This is a genomic window from Thioalkalivibrio sp. HK1 (genome assembly GCA_000583135.1).
Lineage (GTDB): Bacteria > Pseudomonadota > Gammaproteobacteria > HK1 > HK1 > HK1.
In genome coordinates this window covers 1-16,722 of the sequence record JFBG01000015.1, presented here as the reverse complement: position 1 = coordinate 16,722, position 16,722 = coordinate 1, and the positions used below count along the sequence as shown (strand labels likewise).

Sequence of the window (16,722 nt, the reverse complement as noted above, 5' to 3'; positions counted from 1 at the left end):
ATAAAAAGAAATGAACGACGATGGATCAAGTTGGCTTTGCTAAAAAGTCAAGCCGCCAAAACGCGCCAATATCGGCGCAAGTCCTCGAAGCAGGCACCTTCGTCAGTGAAACTCCGCATCACCAAGGCCGGGAAAAAAGCCGGAAAAAATCTCGTGGCCGGTGACGGCCGGCGCTTTTATTGCAAGTCATCCGAAAGTATGGAAGAACTCGATAACGACAGCATCGCGCTGACAATCACCTCCCTCCTTACCGGGATGCCATCGACTACGACCTGTATGCAATGACTCTTGCAAATGAGCGTCGTTTTCAATGAGGTCTATAGGGTCACGATGGACGGTGGGTTTGGGTTTTATACGAGAAAGCACCAATCCCCCGAATGCCATTCACCCCCGAACGACGACTACCCGCCCCATCCGATCAAAGAAGGGAATAGGGGATAACCCCCATCTCCTTAAGAAAGCGAGAAGAATTCTTTTCCCGACCCCGATAGCGCCGCGCATAGCTCAATACCAAGTGGTTTTCGGCCCGGGTGATGGCGACGAAACAGTTCCTGCGCTCTTCTTCCAGTTCGGGGCTCTCATCGCCTTTTTTCAGGCTTTGCCACGAGGGCAATACCTCCTCGGCGAGTCCGATCAGAAAAACGGTATGAAACTCGTTGCCCTTCGCCGAATGGATGGTCATCAATGCCACCGCATCTTTTGCCGGCGGCGGCTCTTTTGACCGAAGTTCGAGCTCTTGCAAGAACATATCGAGGGAGGGGTTTTCACCGAGGGCTTGATGAATCTCGGTCTCGATGGCCTCCCAAGCCTTCTTGTCCTCCTCGTATTTAGGCAGGGGATCGTCGGGCGAGTCGATACAAGCGCTTTCGAAAAAATCCATCGCCTCGTTCACGAAGGTTCGATAGTCGATGCTATCGATCAGCGTTGATTTGACGCATTGCACGAGCGCTTTGGCCTCTTGCGACAACGGTTGAAGCATCATCTGTTGAAACCAGCCTCGAAGATAATCACCATGCTCGGCTTGCGCCGCCACCAGCACATCCTCCAACTCCAATGTCACTTCGCGATCGACGGCGGCCGAGAAAGCCCCCACGAGATCCTCGACGAATCGCTCATCCCCCCGGGACAGACTTTGATGGAGCGCAGCATCGATGAATCGAAAGGCAGGGCTTTCGAATTCATCTCGCCTTTGGGCAATGAAAGAAGGAATGCCTCCACGATCCAACTCCTCTTTGACCCCTTCCAATAACGCTCGAGATCGTCCCAAAACCGCAATGGTGGGCGTGGACGATGCTCGGATATCGGCGATCCTGCTCGCAACCCCTCGAAACTCGTCATCATCGGAATCGAAGCGAAGCAGCTCATAAGAATCGATAGGCCCCTCGTCGTGCTCTCTCTCGCCTTCGTCCTTCATCGAGATCAATTCTTGTTTATCCGAGGAGCGATGCGAGTTGTTAGTGATCAGATGATTGGCAAGCCGAACCACACCGCCGGGACATCGATAGTTGGCGGGTAGTTGAATTCGATCGGCCGAGAAGTCCTTTTGAAATTGCTCCAAACGCCGATAATCGGCTCCGTTCCACTGATAGATGATTTGATCGTCATCCGCCACGGCGAAGACATTCCGAAAACCACCGGTCGCCATTCGAGCGATCAACCGGTATTGCGCCTCGTTGGTATCTTGAAATTCGTCCACACACCAATAGGGGTAGACCCGTTGATATCTTTCGGCTAGTTTGGGGTAAGTACTAAAGAGCGTATAGGTAAAGAATATGAGCGATGAAAAATCAACGGCATTATTGCTCTTCATCCCTTCATGATACGCTTCATAAGCATGAGCAAGGGCTTTACTCCCATCCTCGCTTGTTCCTTCTTGTAGGAGATGGTCGTAGGCGCTTGTCGGAGGGATAAGGTGTTCATGGAGTCGATCGATATAACGGAGAATCTTATAGCGTCGTAGCAATTGCCTCTCGTCATTTGGTACAGCGGACTGAAGACAGCGTTGGAGAATGTGTTCTCGGTCTCGATCGAGAGAATAGATTCTGAAATCGCTCTTGATGCCGACATGCAATCCATCTTGCCTTAGTACATCGACGCAAAATGAGTGAAAAGTCCCGATAAACAACCTATCTTCCAGTTCTGGATTCAATTCCAATAATCGCTGCCTCATTTCATCGGCAGCGCGATTCGTAAAAGTCAGCCCCAGCACACAAAATCGCCTATCGGGGGTATCGAGAAGCAACCGAGCGATGCGAAGGATGAGTGTTCGCGTCTTACCCGAACCCGGACCGGCAAGAACGAGCAATGCACCGTCTTGCCAGTTGACGGCGCATCGTTGGCTCTTTGATAGAGTATCGAGGGCGGTATCAAATTCACTCATCGGCATCGAGAGTCCCTTGATTTTTTCGGCGAATCGCCTCGTAGATATCGGTGAAAAATTCCGGCAAGGAATGTTTTTCGATCGTCTTTTGGTATGCTCGTTCAGCTATTCTAGTGGCAAATTCGCTTTTATTGCGTTTCATCGACTCCGCTAGATCCTCGTCGCTGACGCTCGCATCGATTGACAGGTTCAACTCTCCGGCGATCTCCACCAAAGAGGATCGAAGATGGGAGTGAATCAGCGATTCCTCCAAGTTCCGATGTGGATTTCGGATGACATTCCTGTCAATGTCTTCGTCGGTGAATCCTCGGTTTTTCAAAGACGAGATAAATCCATCTCCCGCTTGATCGCCATCGCATGTCATGATCCACGGGAAGCCGAGAGCACGGGCCAATACGGCAAATGTACTCGCCGATTTCCCGCTGTTCTTGAAATCGATGACGCTGACTCCGTTGACGTCGAGAGGATAGTCGAATAATGTCAAGAAGGCATGAAGGAGCAGATATTCGGTCATACCCTCGCAGAGTACCCAAATACGGGAGAAAAAGATCTCGCCTCGAATTCTCCTCACCGGATCTTCAAATGCACGGATCTCGTCATCCGAGAAATAGTCTTGACTCTCCCGGTATAGCCTCTCCAAGGCCTCGAGATTTTTCTCATCGATGGATTTTCCACCGAAGAAGCCTCTCAGTCTTGCAAGATCGTTTTTCTCGACTCGCCCTCTAACGACGAGATATCCCTTGGTGGTATCGAAGGAATAATCGGGATGCTCCCTTACGAAGTCCAAGAGTGCATCGTTTGCGGGCAACTCGGCATGGAATTCGTCTCGTAGATGGCGGATCACTGTCCCCGATGCGCTTTGGCGAAGTACCCTAAGGGCCCTGATCGGTATCTTTTCAACGAAATGCGAGGAATGAGAGGCGATGATTTTGGTGCCCGCGATCCCCATGACTTCTCGGCCGAGGCCTCTGGCCGCTTGAGGGTGCAGATGCGCTTCGGGTTCTTCCAAGAGCAGCACGGGGGTGATATCCGACTTGTCCGATGCTCCGATGAGATGATCGACAAAGGCCTGAAAGAGGTAGATCACCGCCAGACTTTGAACCCCTTGTCCGTGATTGGCCAGAGGCAGCCACGGTGCGGTATTCGATGAACGGAGTATTACCTCGGCGCGGGAAACGAGATCCCACTCGTTGAGGGGCATGGCGCGAAGATCAAGGGATTCGGCGCTCGCTTTCGATACGATATTGCGAATCTCGGATAACTTGTCGGTGATGGATTTCATCTTCGGGTCGGCATCGAGTACCCGTTTGTTCAGCTGCTCGATCTCGGCAGAGATCGAAGACCACTCATCCTCGGGTACTTTTACGGAGCGCAGGAGACTGCGCCAAAAGTGGGCTCTTGGTTGGAACTCCTGCTGAGAATCTCGTAGGGCATTGAGCGAGAAGACAGGCACATGGTCGAAAAAACGGCTCGTATTTGCAGATCGCCCGACCCTCCTGATCACTTCCTTTTCATCTTGTCCGATGAATCGAAACGTGGTTTGGATATCGCCTGCAGTGCTGTCAAATTGACACTTTACGCGTAAACATACGGAATTCAGGTTGGCTTGAGCGTCATACCGCAGATATCCAGTCATATTAGCGAGAGTCTTCTCGGACCACTCTCGGGCCTCGCTCTCTGCGAACTCCAACTCGACACTGATGGCTTCGTCGGGACGAGATTCGGTTGCCGGCTCCTTCGTAAAGAAGTCTTTTTCGCCGAAGCCGCCCCCTCTTTGCCCCCAGCGGCGGCTCAGAGCGATTCGCACCGCCTCGAGGATGGATGTCTTGCCGACATTATTCTCCCCGATGAGCACCGTGGTGGGGTCGACGCAGAGCTCGACATCCCGCAGGCATCGGAAATTCCTGATATGTATTCGCGTGAGTTTCATCGCTACCCCACCTCGCAGGCGCTCGACGCAGCGCCCGCTTCACACTCGTCGCACACGGGGCGATGGTGTCTCGCCCACCCCTCCTCCCATTCGAGCGACTTGCGAGAAGGCGCTCCGCATTTTTTTGATGGATTGAAGGTGTCGGCGCTTCGTTCGGGGTCGGGGGCGCATCGGCAAGAGGAATCTCGCCTGCCCATCGAACGCCGAAAAGAAAGGGGTTTTCGTGAAAAACGACCGAGGCCGAGGGGGAGGGCTCAAGGCTTGTAAGCGATTGATTTTCGGGGTGTTTTGGTGGGCCGTGCAGGATTCGAACCTGCGACCACCTGATTAAAAGTCAGATGCTCTACCAACTGAGCTAACGGCCCGGAACGAGGGTCAACGAGAAGGTTTGGAAGTCATGCTCCCGATCGAGGGTGAAGGCGAGCGAGATTCAAAGGGAATGATAACACGAATCGAGCGGAGGGCTCTTTATCTGGCGCATTTCGCTTGTTTTTCAGGCTCTTGGTCGTATGATCGGCGATTTTTCGAGTCCCCCAAGGCCAACCAAAGCCTCGAAGCCGAGTGTCGAGGTGTCTTGGACGGGTACGATCGAGGCTCGCTTCTTTGCTGGTAATTATCTGGAGTCATTCATCGATGCAACTTCGCCGGATAGCCATCGAGACCGTCAACAGCGCGTATTCGGAGGTCATGTCGAACGACAAGAGGTATATCGTGCCGAAATTCCAACGAGATTATTCTTGGGATCTCGAGCAATGGGAAGCGCTTTGGCAGGATATTCAATCGATCTCCGATGATCGGATGCAGCACTTCATGGGCTATATGATCTTGCAAGAAGATCCTGATGATATGAAGGTTTTCAGTATCATCGATGGGCAGCAGCGATTGACGACCCTATCCATCGTTATTTTGGCGGCGCTGAGTCGGTTACGGCACCTGATCGATTCGGGGAATGATATCGAGAGAAATACAACCCGCATGGATCTATTTCGGAAGAGATATTTCGGTGTCAAGGATCCGGTTACTTTGAGGGATTTTCCCAAACTCGAACTGAATCGCATAAACAATCGATATTTTCAAGATCTATCAAGCGATAGAGACGTTGACGATCGAAGGAGTATGAGGGATTCGAACAGGAGGATCGAAAAAGCGCTCGAATATTTCAAAAAGCGATTCGACTCTTTGGAAAGCGGAGAGAGGGTTGCCGAAATTCTTGAATACATATCAGGTGGTCTGGTATTCACCTTGGTCAAGGTCAAAGACAGTCTGAATGCCTATACGGTATTCGAAACACTCAATGCTCGGGGCTTGCGCTTGTCGGTTTCCGATCTTTTGAGGAACTATCTTCTGTCCACATTGGATGCAGACGATGACGGATCGGAAGAAGCGTTCGATCGTTTCGATGTTTTATGGGAAGAGATAATTCAAGAGTTGGGGGAGACGGGCTTCTCCGAATTCATCAGACGTCATCGATCCATGACGAAGAAGATCGTAAGAATGAAGGATCTATTCAGACATTTACGGAATGATATCGATCGCAAGGATAAAGTCTTTCCGTATCTTGAGGACATCAAGGAATATGCGCCGATATTCGCGGCATTGCATAGCCACAATGATGATTTATGGGGAAGATGGGGTGCAGATAGAGAATCGGAGTTGAGGGATTTGGTTAAATCGATCAATTTATTAAATATAAAGATGCCGCTCGGGGTGATGATGGCCGGACTCGATCGAATGGATATTGAGCAATATATCAAGTTGATGAAGAAGGTCATCGATTTTTCGGTGCGATATATCGTAATATGCGGAAAATCCCCGAGTCCTTTGGAGGATTTATATAATGAAATGGCGATGAATATCACAAATGAAAATGTCGATCTGAGACATTCGATTCTCTCGTTGAAAGATGTTTATCCGACGGACGATGAGTTCAAGAACGGTTTTTCCAATAAGACCTATCCTCAAAAATCCCGCCGTCGGGCCTCGTTTTTTCTAAGAAAAATCGAGGGCTATCTCAGCGGATCCGAACCGCCGGAAGATATCACCTTGGAGCATGTGCTTCCCTATTCTCCGAGTGTCGAGTGGCAAGAATATTTCGGGGTCTCGGACTATTCGAATGCGATCGATCGATTGGGTAATCTCGCCTTGTTGCCTGAGAGTCAAAACCTTGCGCAAGAGTCCTTCGAAGAAAAAAAGAAAGTGCTCAAAGCGAGCCCCTACGAGATCAACCAAAAGATCGCCTCCTATCCCAAGTGGGATATGGATACGCTGATCAAGCATCAAAGATGGCTTGCCGATCAAGCCAATACTGTATGGAGGATTTCGCAGTTGAGCTGACGGTTTTTATGGTATTACGAGTCGGCTTCGATGGCCCCATGAAAATGACCGAAAAAGTCGTCCGCATCGTAAAGAAGATAGTAGGGGAGTGGATGCCGGTCTTGCCGCTCGCCTTGACGGGCTCTCATCGCTATTCGACGAATAAGGGCTTTTCTTGAGCTTCGGCGTTATCGATCGGCTGTTTCAATGCGGTCGGATCTACGACACCCTCACAATCGAGCCCATGCCTGCGGCGTGGTGTTCCAAGATGTGGCAGTGGAATAGCCATTTGCCGGGGTTGTCGGCGACGAAGGCGAATTGCAACTTTTGTCGAGGCATTACCAAGGGGCTGTCGACCCAATGGGGTTGCGGGACGGGATGGTCGTCGATCGAAAGCAACTTGATATGATGGCCGTGCAGATGCATCGGGTGAGGAAAGGCGGTTCGGTTGTCGATGGTCAGGCTGATGTGGGTGCCCAAGGGTACGTCGATCAGAGGGGGCATGTCGAGTCGGTTGCCGACGATATCGTTCAATGCCCATGCGTAGCCTTGGCGGGCGATGTCGAACAAGTTCATCCATTTGCCGTCCATCATCGCCCGCTCCAAGCCTCCCATGGCTCCGCCGTCCAAGACGACCTCGTAGCTTTTGGCATTGGAGAGGTCCGGCTCCGGGAGTTGCGCCGGGTTCAAGGCGATGGCGGTTTCCAATGGCGATTGCCTGAGCGGCTCATCGCCGACCGCGAATTTGATGAGGCTAAAAGGTCGGCGGTAGAAACTATCGCTCACTTCGAGCATCGATCCGGGATCTGCGAAGATATCGACGATCAGATCGACTCGGCCCCCGGCGGCGATGACAATTGCATCGTCGGGGCGGTAAGGGGTGATCGGTTGGCCGTCGATGGCGATGACATCGGGCTTCAAAGGGGCAAAATCGAGGGCGAAGTTGCGGGCGTTCGAGGCGTTGATCAAGCGTAGCCGGAGGCGCTCGCCGTATCGTACTTCGAGGACATCTCGAAAGCGTCCGTTGACGGTCGGAGCGTTGCCGATGCGTCCGGCGTGCGAGCGATCATGGCCCGATTCGAAGTCCTCTTTGATCGAGGCGTCGTCGAGCAAGCGCCAATCGTCGATCATCAAGACGAGATCGCGATCGACGACGGGCGGCTCCTTTTCCTCGATCACCAAGGGACCGTATAGCCCTCGGCCGACCTGCTCGTGGGCGTTGATATGCGAGTGATACCAAAATGTCCCGGCATCGGGCGGGGTGAATCGGTAGTCGAACGAATCACCGGGGGCGATGGCGGGCTGGGTCACGCCGGCGACGCCATCCATCGCATTGGGCAATCGGATGCCATGCCAGTGCACCGAGGTCGGTACGTCGAGATCGTTGTGGACGCTCGCTTCCAAGGCTTGTCCGTGCACCAGCCGGATCGAAGTGCCGGGGACCTGGCCGTCGTAGCCCCAGATCGCCGTGGCGGGAAAATCGGGCCCGACGATATGCACCCGACCGGACTGGGCGCGGATCGCCAATCGCTTGATCGATCCGATGTCGGCGGCCACCGATGGGCATAAAGCGGCCACTGCGCCGCCGCCGGTGAGTTGGAGAAACTGCCGTCTGTGCATGATCATCTCGTGATGCTCCAAGCCCTTTTTCTAAAAGGGGGAGTCGGGAGCGGCTCGGTATCCCGGGCTCGGTACCCGGCACTGGTAAGCGAGGATAGAAGATACAGTTTAATGCGCCTTCGATGTCGATGCCCCCGGATGTTCGTCAGGCGTTTTTCGAACCCAAGCCGACGCCGGCTGCGGAAGTCTCTGCCCAAAGTCGTCGCCCGAAAATCAAAGGTCGATCAACCATGCTCGATAATAACCGAAAACTCATCATCAACAAGCCCTTCGATGCCCCCGAGGGGCATTGGGTATTCGATGAGAAAAGCGATCGCTTGATCTTGGAAAGAGATCGCCGCCGCCCGGCGGGCTATTACGTCTCCGATCCCACGGCCCCGGCGCAACAAGATCGCGGGCGGTTCATCGAGCTGGAGTTGGTCAATCGGATCCGAGGGCGGGTCGATGCTTGGCGCGAAAAGGGCTATCCCGGGATTGGCGGCACCACCAAAAAACTGCTCGATCACTGGCGCGACGAGGAGCGAGCCCCGCGTTTTTTCTTCTGCCAGCTGGAAGCGATCGAGACGCTGATCTGGCTCATCGAGACCCATGAGGCCGAGCAGAGCGGCATTCATATCGAAGGCGACGGCGGACCCTTCCGGCGGCTGTGTTCCAAGTTGGCCACCGGTACCGGCAAGACCGTGGTCATGGCCATGCTGATTGCCTGGCAGCTATGCAACAAGGTGGCCAATGCCTCGGATCCCCGTTTCGCCAAGCGCTTTTTGATCGTCGCTCCCAATCTGACCGTGCGCCGCCGGCTCGAGGTGCTGGATCCGAGAACCCAAGGCAATTACTACCGCGAGTTCGATATCCTGCCCCGCGGTTGGGAGGACGATCTCGGCAACGCGCAGGTGGTGATCCACAACTGGCATGCGCTCAACTGGGAGACCGGCGAGGCGATGGCCCGCAAGGTCGGTGTCGACAAACGCGGGGCCATGAGCGATCGAGCCTATGTGCGCCGGGTACTGGGCGGGATGTCCGGCACCTCCAAAATCGTGGTCATCAACGATGAGGCGCATCATGCTTGGCGCGTTCCGGCCGGAGCCCGCCCCAAGGGTATCGAAAAGGCGCAAGTCGAGGAGGCGACCAAGTGGGTCGGGGGGCTCGATCGCATCCACAGGATCCGCGGTATTTCGAACTGCTTCGATTTTTCCGCCACCCCCTTCGCCCCGAGCGGCAAAAAGACCACCGAGGAGGCTCTATTCCCTTGGATCGTCAGCGATTTCGGTTTGACCGATGCCATCGAGACCGGATTGGTCAAGACCCCGCGCGTCGTGGTCCGGGACGATTCCAAGGTTGATCCCGCGCCTTTCAAATCGAGGCTCTACCACATCTATTCCAGCGACGATGTGAAAAACGACCTCAAAAGCGGGCGCCCCCCTCATACCCCCTTGCCCGATCTGGTCAACCAAGCCTATATGCTGCTGGGGGAGGATTGGTTGGAGGCCAAGAAGGCTTGGAAGCACGGCGACACCCCGCCGGTGATGATCACCGTAGCAAATAGCACCGAGACCGCCGCTCGCATCAAATACGCCTTCGAGCATGGCGCTTTGGCGGTCGATCCCGCCCTTTGCGATGCCGATAGCCTGTTGCATATCGATTCCAAGGTGCTCAAAGACGCCGAGGAACGCACGGTCGAGGAGGCGGATGTCGACGCGATCGATGCGCCGCCCGACCCCAAGAATAGAAGGCAGCGGGCGGAGGCGATGCGGCAGCGGATCAACACCGTCGGGCGTGTCGGGGAGCCGGGGGAGAAGATCCAGAATGTGATCTCGGTCAACATGCTCTCCGAGGGCTGGGATGCCAAGACCGTCACCCACATCATGGGTCTAAGGGCCTTTACCAGCCAGATGCTTTGCGAGCAGGTGGTCGGCCGCGGGTTGCGGCGCGCCTCCTACGATGTCAATCAGGATACCGGCCTGTACGAGCCGGAATATGTCAATGTCTTCGGCGTGCCGTTTTCCTTTTTGCCGCACGAGGACGATGGGGCTTCCTCGTCGCCTCCGGCGCTCAAACACTGGATCGAGGCGATCAAGTCAAGGCGCGGGGAATTCGGTATCGAATGGCCCAATGTGCTGCGCATCGAATATATCCAAAGGAGTCGCTTGGAGGTCGATTGGGACAATACCGAGCCCTTCGATATCGATACCCTCGATACCGTCACCGCCGCCGAGTTGGCCAAGACCTTGGGAGCCCGATTGGAGGACGAAGGTAATTTGCTCGGTATCGATCTCAAGCGCGTATTGGCCGATCGCTTGCGTTTGCAGACCCTGACCTTCAAAGCCGCGATCGAGGCCTACAAGGAATTCGGCGAAAAATGGCAAGGCGGTCAGGGGCATCTGATCGGCCAGTTGGTCCTGTTGGCGGAGGAATTCATGCGCTCGAAGAAGGTGCGCTTCATCCCCGAGCCCGATGAACCCGATCGCAAGCGGCTCTTCGTCGCCTTGTACATGACCAGAATTGTCAACTTTTTTATCGATGCCATTCGCCAGAGCAATATCGCTTGCCGGGAGTTGGTTTTAGATCGCAAGCGGCCTTTGTGTCGCACCGACGATATGCTGCCTTGGGGAACGTCCAGACCCAGCGAGCGGACCTTGAAAAGCCATATCAATCGCTGCGTTTTCGATAGTGCATGGGAAGAAACGGAGGCTTGTTATTTGGATAAAAGTTCGCTGGTTCAGGCTTGGGTCAAGAACGATCATCTCAAATTCGAGATCTTCTATGCCTATAAAGGAGTGGTGCGCCGTTATCGCCCCGATTTCCTGATTCGGCTCCATAACGGCACGATGCTGGTATTGGAAGTCAAAGGAGTGATGCGCTTTGCCGACGGCGCCAAGCATCGAGCGATGGGCGAATGGATCGATGCCGTCAACGAGGATGGAAAATACGGCCGCTGGGCTTTTGCCGTTTCGACGGATCCTGCCGATATCAAGGGCATCTTGGAACGACATGCCGCCTTCGAATCCGTGGCCGCTTGATCGAGAGCAAGGTGGATCGATCGGTGCATCGATTGATGATCGGCGTGATTGCCGCTGCGCTCATCGTGTCGATTCTGTTTGCCCCTTCGGCAAAAGCACGAACGCGTCATATCGGCTTGGGATGGTGGTACGGCGAAACCATCGATCCGGTGACGAGGCAGGGAACTTCGTTCATCGCTCGCGCCGCGAAGGGGCATCTTGACAACGGGAGCGGCGCAGGTTTGATGATCGTGTGCCAAAGCGATGTCAAGACCCTCGGCCTTGCGATCGATTGGAATGAATTCATCGGTTCGGGCGGTTTCGTCGAAGTGGTGTTGCAGGTCGATGAACGAGCCTCGATCACCTCCCCTTCATGGTATGTGGATCGATCCACATCCTCCATCTTCGATGAGGGGGCGCAAGAGATCGTGAACGAGATGCGGCAAGGCAAGAGGACGATGCACGCCCGCATCGACGATGAGGGTGGTAAGACCCACGCCCTCGCATTCGATCTTTCGGGGTTCGAAGAGGCGATTTTGCAAGTATCGGGACATTGCAAGGATTGATCCCGCTTCGGTCTTTATATCGTTCCACCCCTTGGACGCCCCGCCTCGATTCGGCTCGGCAAGAGGTAAAGGGGGTAGAATATGTCATCGAGATATCGATCCGTCAATCCTCGATTTTGCCGCCGGCCAACGATACCCGTCCAAACCCTTCGATGCCGCATCCCGCTTAGGTCGGCGATGCGCCGTTCCTTTCATTGTCATATCGAACCTTCGAGCCATGAGCGATCCAAACCATTTATCCACCCGAGATCGAAATAGCGAGGAAAGCGCCGCGGATGTCGTTCCAAGCGCCGTTTCGGAGGTCGTTTCGGATACTGCTGCGGATACCGCTTCGGCCTCGAACACTCAAGATGCCGCCGTGGCCGCAAATAGCGCAGATGCCCCGGACGTCAAAAGTACCCAAGAGACCCGAAATATCGTTCCCATCTCCTTCGATGGCACGGCCAAGCAGTATTTCAAGTTATTCACCGTCAACCTGCTGCTGACGATCATCACCTTGGGTATCTACAGCGCTTGGGCGCGCATTCGCACCCGACGCTTTTTTTCAGGAAACACCTATATCGGCAAGCACAACCTGGAATTCGACGCCCACCCCGTCAGCATCCTGGTCTCTCGCATCCTCGTCGTCATCGTCTTGGGGGGCTTGCTTTTCGCCGAGATTCGTTTCGAGTTCATCTGGTCGGGTGTCGGCATCTTCCTGGTCGGGGTTTTGCTGTTGATGCCTTTTGCGCTGGTGCGAGGGCGTTCGTTCATCGCTCGGCATACCATCCACCGCACGGTTCGCTTTCGCTACCGCTTGGCATATCGGCGGCCGGTGATCCTGTACCTCGGTTACGCCTTTTTCGCCATCCTCATCACCTACACCGCGACCTTGGTGACCACGACCTTGGTGACCACGACCGAGGACACGACCTACTGGACCCCGTTCTTCGCCTCCCTCGTCGGTGCTGCGCTCGCCTATCCGCTGTTGATTCACTTCGACCATCGCATCCAGATCGACCAACTGCTCCTCGGCAAACTACCCTTCTCCTACGAGGGCCGTATCGGTCCTTACTATCGGGGGATGATGAAGGCTTCACTGTGGTCGATCGGCATATCCATCGTCGTGACCGCGGCGATCTTCATCATCGACTACATCGTTACTCTCCTTATCCGTGCCGATCCCGGAAGTGAATTGCTCGTCGGCGCGGTGATCGCTGTCCTTTCCACCTTGCTTTATGTGGTGTGCATGGCTCCCTATCGCTCCATTCTCACCTGCTTGTACTGGCGTTCCTTTCGCATCGGCGAGGACAGCGCGATCGAATCCCGTCTCGAGTGGTTGCCTTACGCGCGGCTGCTGATCGACAACTACATACTGATCATCTTGAGTCTGGGTCTTATGTATCCTTGGGCTCGGGTGCGGGCTTACCGCCATGTCGCCGAACGCCTGCGAGTCAGGCTCGGACCGGCAACGGCGGCCGCGTACTTCTCCTCTTCCGACGATCTCACCCCCTTGGCCGGTGAGTTCGCCGATGTCGCCGGCTGGGACGTCGATTTCGGCGCGATCTAGGCAAGACGCACCCCGCAGGCGGCGGATCGCAGTAAAAACAGGCCTTGCGAGCCCCCGCCACACCCCGGATAACGACCTGCATGGAAGAAGGCTCCTGCCCCGCCGATTGGTTTGCCGAAGGAGAGATCGATTCCGTCGATGTCACCGTGAGCACGGACAGTCCGCAGATGCTGCGGATTGTCTTCGCCGACGGCACCTCTCGCCTCCTGCCGCTGGATCGATGCCGCGTGAGCGGCTATATCGAGGGCGTCCCGCTGAAGGTGGCGGTGCCCGGGATGGGCACGCTGTCGATCCCCGACGGACCGATGGCGCAAAAGATCGCCCGAAGAGCCATCCCGGTGGGGGCGATCATCGAGCGGCGGCTCTATCTGTGGCTGCCGGGGCTGCTGCTCGGCGGCGCTTTGGTGCTCGCCTTGTTGTCCCTCGTCGTGGTGCCGCGCGCCGCCGACCGGCTGGCGCCTCATTTACCGCAGGAATGGGTCCATAGCCTGGGGAGTCTCGTCTACGGGCAGATCGATTGGTGGTTCGATGTCGAACCCGTGGGGCAAGAGGAGATCGCCGCCGCGAAGGAGATCGAGCGCATCGGTCGGGAACTGGCGGCCCCGCTGGGCGACGACTACCCCTTTCGCTTCTTGTTGGACCGAACCGAGGATCGTCTCAACGCCTTTGCGCTGCCGGACGGGACCATCATCTTCACCTATGACCTCTACCAGAAGCTGAACGAGAACGAAGTGGCCGGTATCTTGGCGCATGAGATCGCGCATGTGACCGAGCGCCACGGTGTCGAGGCGCTGCTGGCATCGTCGGCTTGGTTCGTGCTCGCGGCTTTTTTATTCCCCGACCCATCGCTTTTTGCCTACATCCCGAGTTTGGCGGAGTTGACGTATTCGCGGGAGGCGGAGTACGAGGCCGATTGCGTCAGCGCCGCGATCCTGTCCCGCGCAGGTTATCCCGCCACCTCGACCACCGATGCTCTCGATCGCCTCGAAGGGGTGGTAAGGAGTGTCGATGACGAAAAGGGGCCAATCGAAGAGCAAGCCGAGGAGCGAGCCGAAGGTCGGGGCGAATCGCAAAAGGAGAGCGAGAGCGACGGGTTATGGGATTTTTTGAGCACCCACCCCGATTTCCCCGAACGGATCGCCCATGCGAGAGAGTGCGCAGCGGCCCTCGAAGGCTGAAATCGCCTCGGCTCGCAAAGCCTCGAATAGCGGTGCGCCGTTCATAAAAGAAAGTGCCGGTCATGAAAAACCATCGCCTTGCCAAGAAACCATGAACGATTCAAGCCATTCAAGCCATTCAATCGATCGAACCGAGATCACCCGAGGCCTCGTTCCCGAAGCCGCCACCCTCGATCCTTCGGAAGGCGCCTTGGAAGAAACGCCCGAATCCGACTCAAAAGCCGCCCCGACCGCCATCCCGATTCGCTTCGACGGCTCCGCCGATCAGTACTTCGAGCTCTACATCGCCAATACGCTGCTGACGATCATCACCTTGGGCATCTACAGCGCTTGGGCAAGGGTGCGCGACCGGCGTTTTTTCATGGGGCATACCTATATAGGCCACCACAACCTGGAATTCGACGCCCAGCCCATCGACATCCTGATTTCCCGCGCCATCATCGTTGCGATCTCGGTGGCCTTGATCAGCGCCGAGATCTTCTTCGATCTCTACTGGTCCGGCATCGGCATCTTCTTGATCCTCACCTTGCTGCTGATGCCGATCGCCTTGGTGCGCGCACGCACCTTCATCGCCCGGCATACGATACATCGCACGGTTCGCTTTCGCTACAGTCTCGAATACCGATGGGCGGTGGTACTCTTCCTCGGCTACGCTCTATTGATCATCACTTACAGCTACTACCCATCGGAGGGTCTTTGGAGCGATTATTTCACGGGTTTTTACATCGCCGCCGCCATCGCCCTGTTCCTCTTTCCGCTGCTGCTGCACCTCGACCATCGCATCCAGATCGGCCAGTTGCAGTTCGGAGGCTTGCGCTTTTTTTTCACAAGTTCCCTCAAGAGCTATTACGCCGGCTGGGGCACGCTCCTCTTGGCGACCATCCTTTTTACCATCGTCCTCTTCGGCGTTATCGGCATGTTGAGCGATTACCCGCTCTCGCAGTTCAATATCGAGGAGATCGGATTCAGATACTCGCTCGGGTTTTGGTTCATCGAAGCCGGCAGATGGGGTTTGGTGGCGTTGGCGCTCTATGCGATATGCATCTTCGCCATCTACCGCTCCGTATTTGCCTGTTTGTACTGGCGATCCTTTCGCATCGGCGCAGACAGCGCGATCGAATCCACCCTCGATTGGCGGCTCTACGCCCGATTGCTGGCCACCAACTATGTGCTGATCGTCTTGACCGTTGGCCTTATGTACCCTTGGGCCCGCGTGCGCGCCTACCGCTATGTCGCCGAGCGCCTGCAGCTTCGCCTCGGACCCGAAACGGCGGCCGAGTATTCCTCGGCGGGCGACGATCTCACCGCTTTGGCGGGCGAGTTCGCCGATATCGGCGGTTGGGATTTCGACTTCGGGGCGACCTAGCAGGATGCGAAGGCAAAAAACCCTGCATCCTGCGGACCTTGGATGTATCGCCCCTGTCAAGGGTGATGGATTGGGCGATAATTGAAGGATGGGCGACGGGGTCGGCGCAAGGGCGGATCTCTCGTTTTTCCCTTGTCTTTCCCCTTCCGCCGGATCGTCGCCCCTTCGAGAATTCGCCCGATATCATGCCGGAGCATGCGTGCCTCAATCCTTCGGCTGGTGGATGAAAAGACGATTCAACAACTTTCGGAGGCGAAGGGTCGGGCTCGGATCTCCAGAGCGGTGGTGTTGACAAATATCTCGTTTTAATCTAATGGTGGAATCAAGGACGATATCTTGACCCTTTCTCTTCAAGCGTTGATTTCGACGAGGTGCAAGCGATGAAAAAAACAATCTCGACGATGATCCTATCGGCCGGTTTTCTCCTTGCCGGGCCCGGTTCCGCCATTGCCGGCGAAGTGAGCTGCACCAAAACCGCCACCGCTCCCTATATCGCCTGTCAGGACGAGAAGGGGCAAGCGATGTCGCTGCGGGCGGCGTTGGAGGCGGTCGGCTGGGAGCCCGATCCGGAGGAAGAACTGAATTTCGCCACCGTGCGGGAAGGGTTGGGTTTCGAGCCCGACCCCGAAGAGGAGTTGGATTTTGCGACGGTCGAGATGGATTGCGTCAAGACCGCGCTCGCCCCTTATGTCCTTTGTCGCAACGAGCAAGGTCGAGTGATGTCGTTGCGGGCGGCGCTGGAAGCGATCGGTTGGGAGCCCGATCCGGAAGAAGAACTGGATTTCGCCGTGGTGTTGAAATCGATGGGCTGGGAGCCGGATCCG

12 protein-coding genes and 1 tRNA gene are annotated in these 16,722 nt (G+C 55.7%); 9 read left to right on the top strand and 4 right to left on the bottom strand.

Features of this window, described 5'->3' with window-relative positions; translation table 11 throughout:
- The first annotated feature begins 105 nt into the window (after window positions 1–105).
- Window positions 106–285 carry a hypothetical protein gene (locus BF99_RS0105500; protein ID WP_025770082.1) on the top strand — a complete coding sequence of 60 codons (180 nt, stop codon included), beginning with the start codon at window positions 106–108 and terminating at the stop codon, window positions 283–285.
- A gap of 133 nt (window positions 286–418) precedes the next feature.
- Here the strand turns inward: BF99_RS0105500 and BF99_RS22400 are convergent, their stop codons facing one another.
- The 3 genes from BF99_RS22400 to BF99_RS0105480 all read right to left on the bottom strand — a co-directional run bounded on the left by BF99_RS22400 (window position 419) and on the right by BF99_RS0105480 (window position 4,675).
- A complete protein-coding gene (locus BF99_RS22400; protein WP_025770081.1) occupies window positions 419–2,380 on the bottom strand; it encodes an ATP-dependent helicase in 1,962 nt (653 codons plus the stop codon).
- Window positions 2,373–4,310: an ATP-dependent nuclease gene (locus BF99_RS0105490; RefSeq protein WP_025770080.1), complete on the bottom strand. Its 1,938-nt coding sequence runs from the start codon at window positions 4,308–4,310 to the stop codon at window positions 2,373–2,375. The genes BF99_RS22400 and BF99_RS0105490 overlap by 8 nt, the downstream gene beginning before the upstream one ends.
- Window positions 4,311–4,599: 289 nt before the next feature.
- Window positions 4,600–4,675, bottom strand: a tRNA-Lys gene (locus BF99_RS0105480).
- A 268-nt stretch (window positions 4,676–4,943) separates the two neighbouring features.
- Here BF99_RS0105480 and BF99_RS0105470 point away from each other — a divergent pair.
- Both BF99_RS0105470 and BF99_RS23700 read left to right on the top strand, forming a co-directional pair.
- Window positions 4,944–6,644: a DUF262 domain-containing protein gene (locus BF99_RS0105470; protein WP_081759119.1), complete on the top strand. Its 1,701-nt coding sequence runs from the start codon at window positions 4,944–4,946 to the stop codon at window positions 6,642–6,644.
- Window positions 6,620–6,802 carry a hypothetical protein gene (locus tag BF99_RS23700; protein ID WP_231471316.1) on the top strand — a complete coding sequence of 61 codons (183 nt, stop codon included), beginning with the start codon at window positions 6,620–6,622 and terminating at the stop codon, window positions 6,800–6,802. Before BF99_RS0105470 ends, BF99_RS23700 begins: the two co-directional genes overlap by 25 nt.
- 40 nt (window positions 6,803–6,842) lie before the next feature.
- Here BF99_RS23700 and BF99_RS0105460 read toward each other — a convergent pair whose 3' ends face one another.
- Complete coding sequence (locus BF99_RS0105460) at window positions 6,843–8,243, bottom strand: multicopper oxidase family protein (RefSeq protein WP_038097432.1); 1,401 nt, start codon at window positions 8,241–8,243, stop codon at window positions 6,843–6,845.
- A gap of 230 nt (window positions 8,244–8,473) precedes the next feature.
- Here BF99_RS0105460 and BF99_RS0105455 point away from each other — a divergent pair, with 230 nt between their 5' ends.
- The 6 genes from BF99_RS0105455 to BF99_RS20290 all read left to right on the top strand — a co-directional run.
- Entirely contained in the window at window positions 8,474–11,260 is a 2,787-nt protein-coding gene (locus tag BF99_RS0105455) for a BPTD_3080 family restriction endonuclease (RefSeq protein ID WP_038097430.1), read from the top strand.
- Window positions 11,261–11,271: 11 nt separating this feature from the next.
- Window positions 11,272–11,805 (top strand): hypothetical protein, encoded by a 534-nt coding sequence (locus BF99_RS0105450; RefSeq protein ID WP_197019054.1) that lies wholly within the window; start codon window positions 11,272–11,274, stop codon window positions 11,803–11,805.
- A 217-nt stretch (window positions 11,806–12,022) separates the two neighbouring features.
- Window positions 12,023–13,354 carry a YjgN family protein gene (locus BF99_RS0105440; protein ID WP_025770073.1) on the top strand — a complete coding sequence of 444 codons (1,332 nt, stop codon included), beginning with the start codon at window positions 12,023–12,025 and terminating at the stop codon, window positions 13,352–13,354.
- 80 nt (window positions 13,355–13,434) lie between these two features.
- Window positions 13,435–14,532, top strand: a complete 1,098-nt coding sequence (locus BF99_RS0105435; RefSeq protein ID WP_025770072.1) for a M48 family metallopeptidase — start codon at window positions 13,435–13,437, stop codon at window positions 14,530–14,532.
- A 91-nt stretch (window positions 14,533–14,623) separates the two neighbouring features.
- On the top strand, window positions 14,624–15,898 hold the full coding sequence (locus BF99_RS0105430; RefSeq protein ID WP_197019053.1) for a YjgN family protein: 1,275 nt from the start codon (window positions 14,624–14,626) through the stop codon (window positions 15,896–15,898).
- Window positions 15,899–16,278: 380 nt separating this feature from the next.
- A partial coding sequence (locus tag BF99_RS20290) for a hypothetical protein (protein ID WP_038097420.1) occupies window positions 16,279–16,722 on the top strand: 444 nt, incomplete at its 3' end.

Excerpts from the sequence above, each read along its gene's own strand:
- BF99_RS0105430 (WP_197019053.1), top strand. The coding sequence starts at position 14,624 with ATGAACGATTCAAGCCATTCAAGCCATTCAATCGATCGAACCGAGATC.
- BF99_RS0105440 (WP_025770073.1), top strand. The coding sequence starts at position 12,023 with ATGAGCGATCCAAACCATTTATCCACCCGAGATCGAAATAGCGAGGAA.
- BF99_RS22400 (WP_025770081.1), bottom strand. The coding sequence starts at position 2,380 with ATGAGTGAATTTGATACCGCCCTCGATACTCTATCAAAGAGCCAACGA.
- BF99_RS0105490 (WP_025770080.1), bottom strand. The coding sequence starts at position 4,310 with ATGAAACTCACGCGAATACATATCAGGAATTTCCGATGCCTGCGGGAT.
- BF99_RS23700 (WP_231471316.1), top strand. The coding sequence starts at position 6,620 with ATGGAGGATTTCGCAGTTGAGCTGACGGTTTTTATGGTATTACGAGTC.
- BF99_RS0105435 (WP_025770072.1), top strand. The coding sequence starts at position 13,435 with ATGGAAGAAGGCTCCTGCCCCGCCGATTGGTTTGCCGAAGGAGAGATC.
- BF99_RS0105460 (WP_038097432.1), bottom strand. The coding sequence starts at position 8,243 with ATGCACAGACGGCAGTTTCTCCAACTCACCGGCGGCGGCGCAGTGGCC.
- BF99_RS0105470 (WP_081759119.1), top strand. The coding sequence starts at position 4,944 with ATGCAACTTCGCCGGATAGCCATCGAGACCGTCAACAGCGCGTATTCG.
- BF99_RS0105455 (WP_038097430.1), top strand. The coding sequence starts at position 8,474 with ATGCTCGATAATAACCGAAAACTCATCATCAACAAGCCCTTCGATGCC.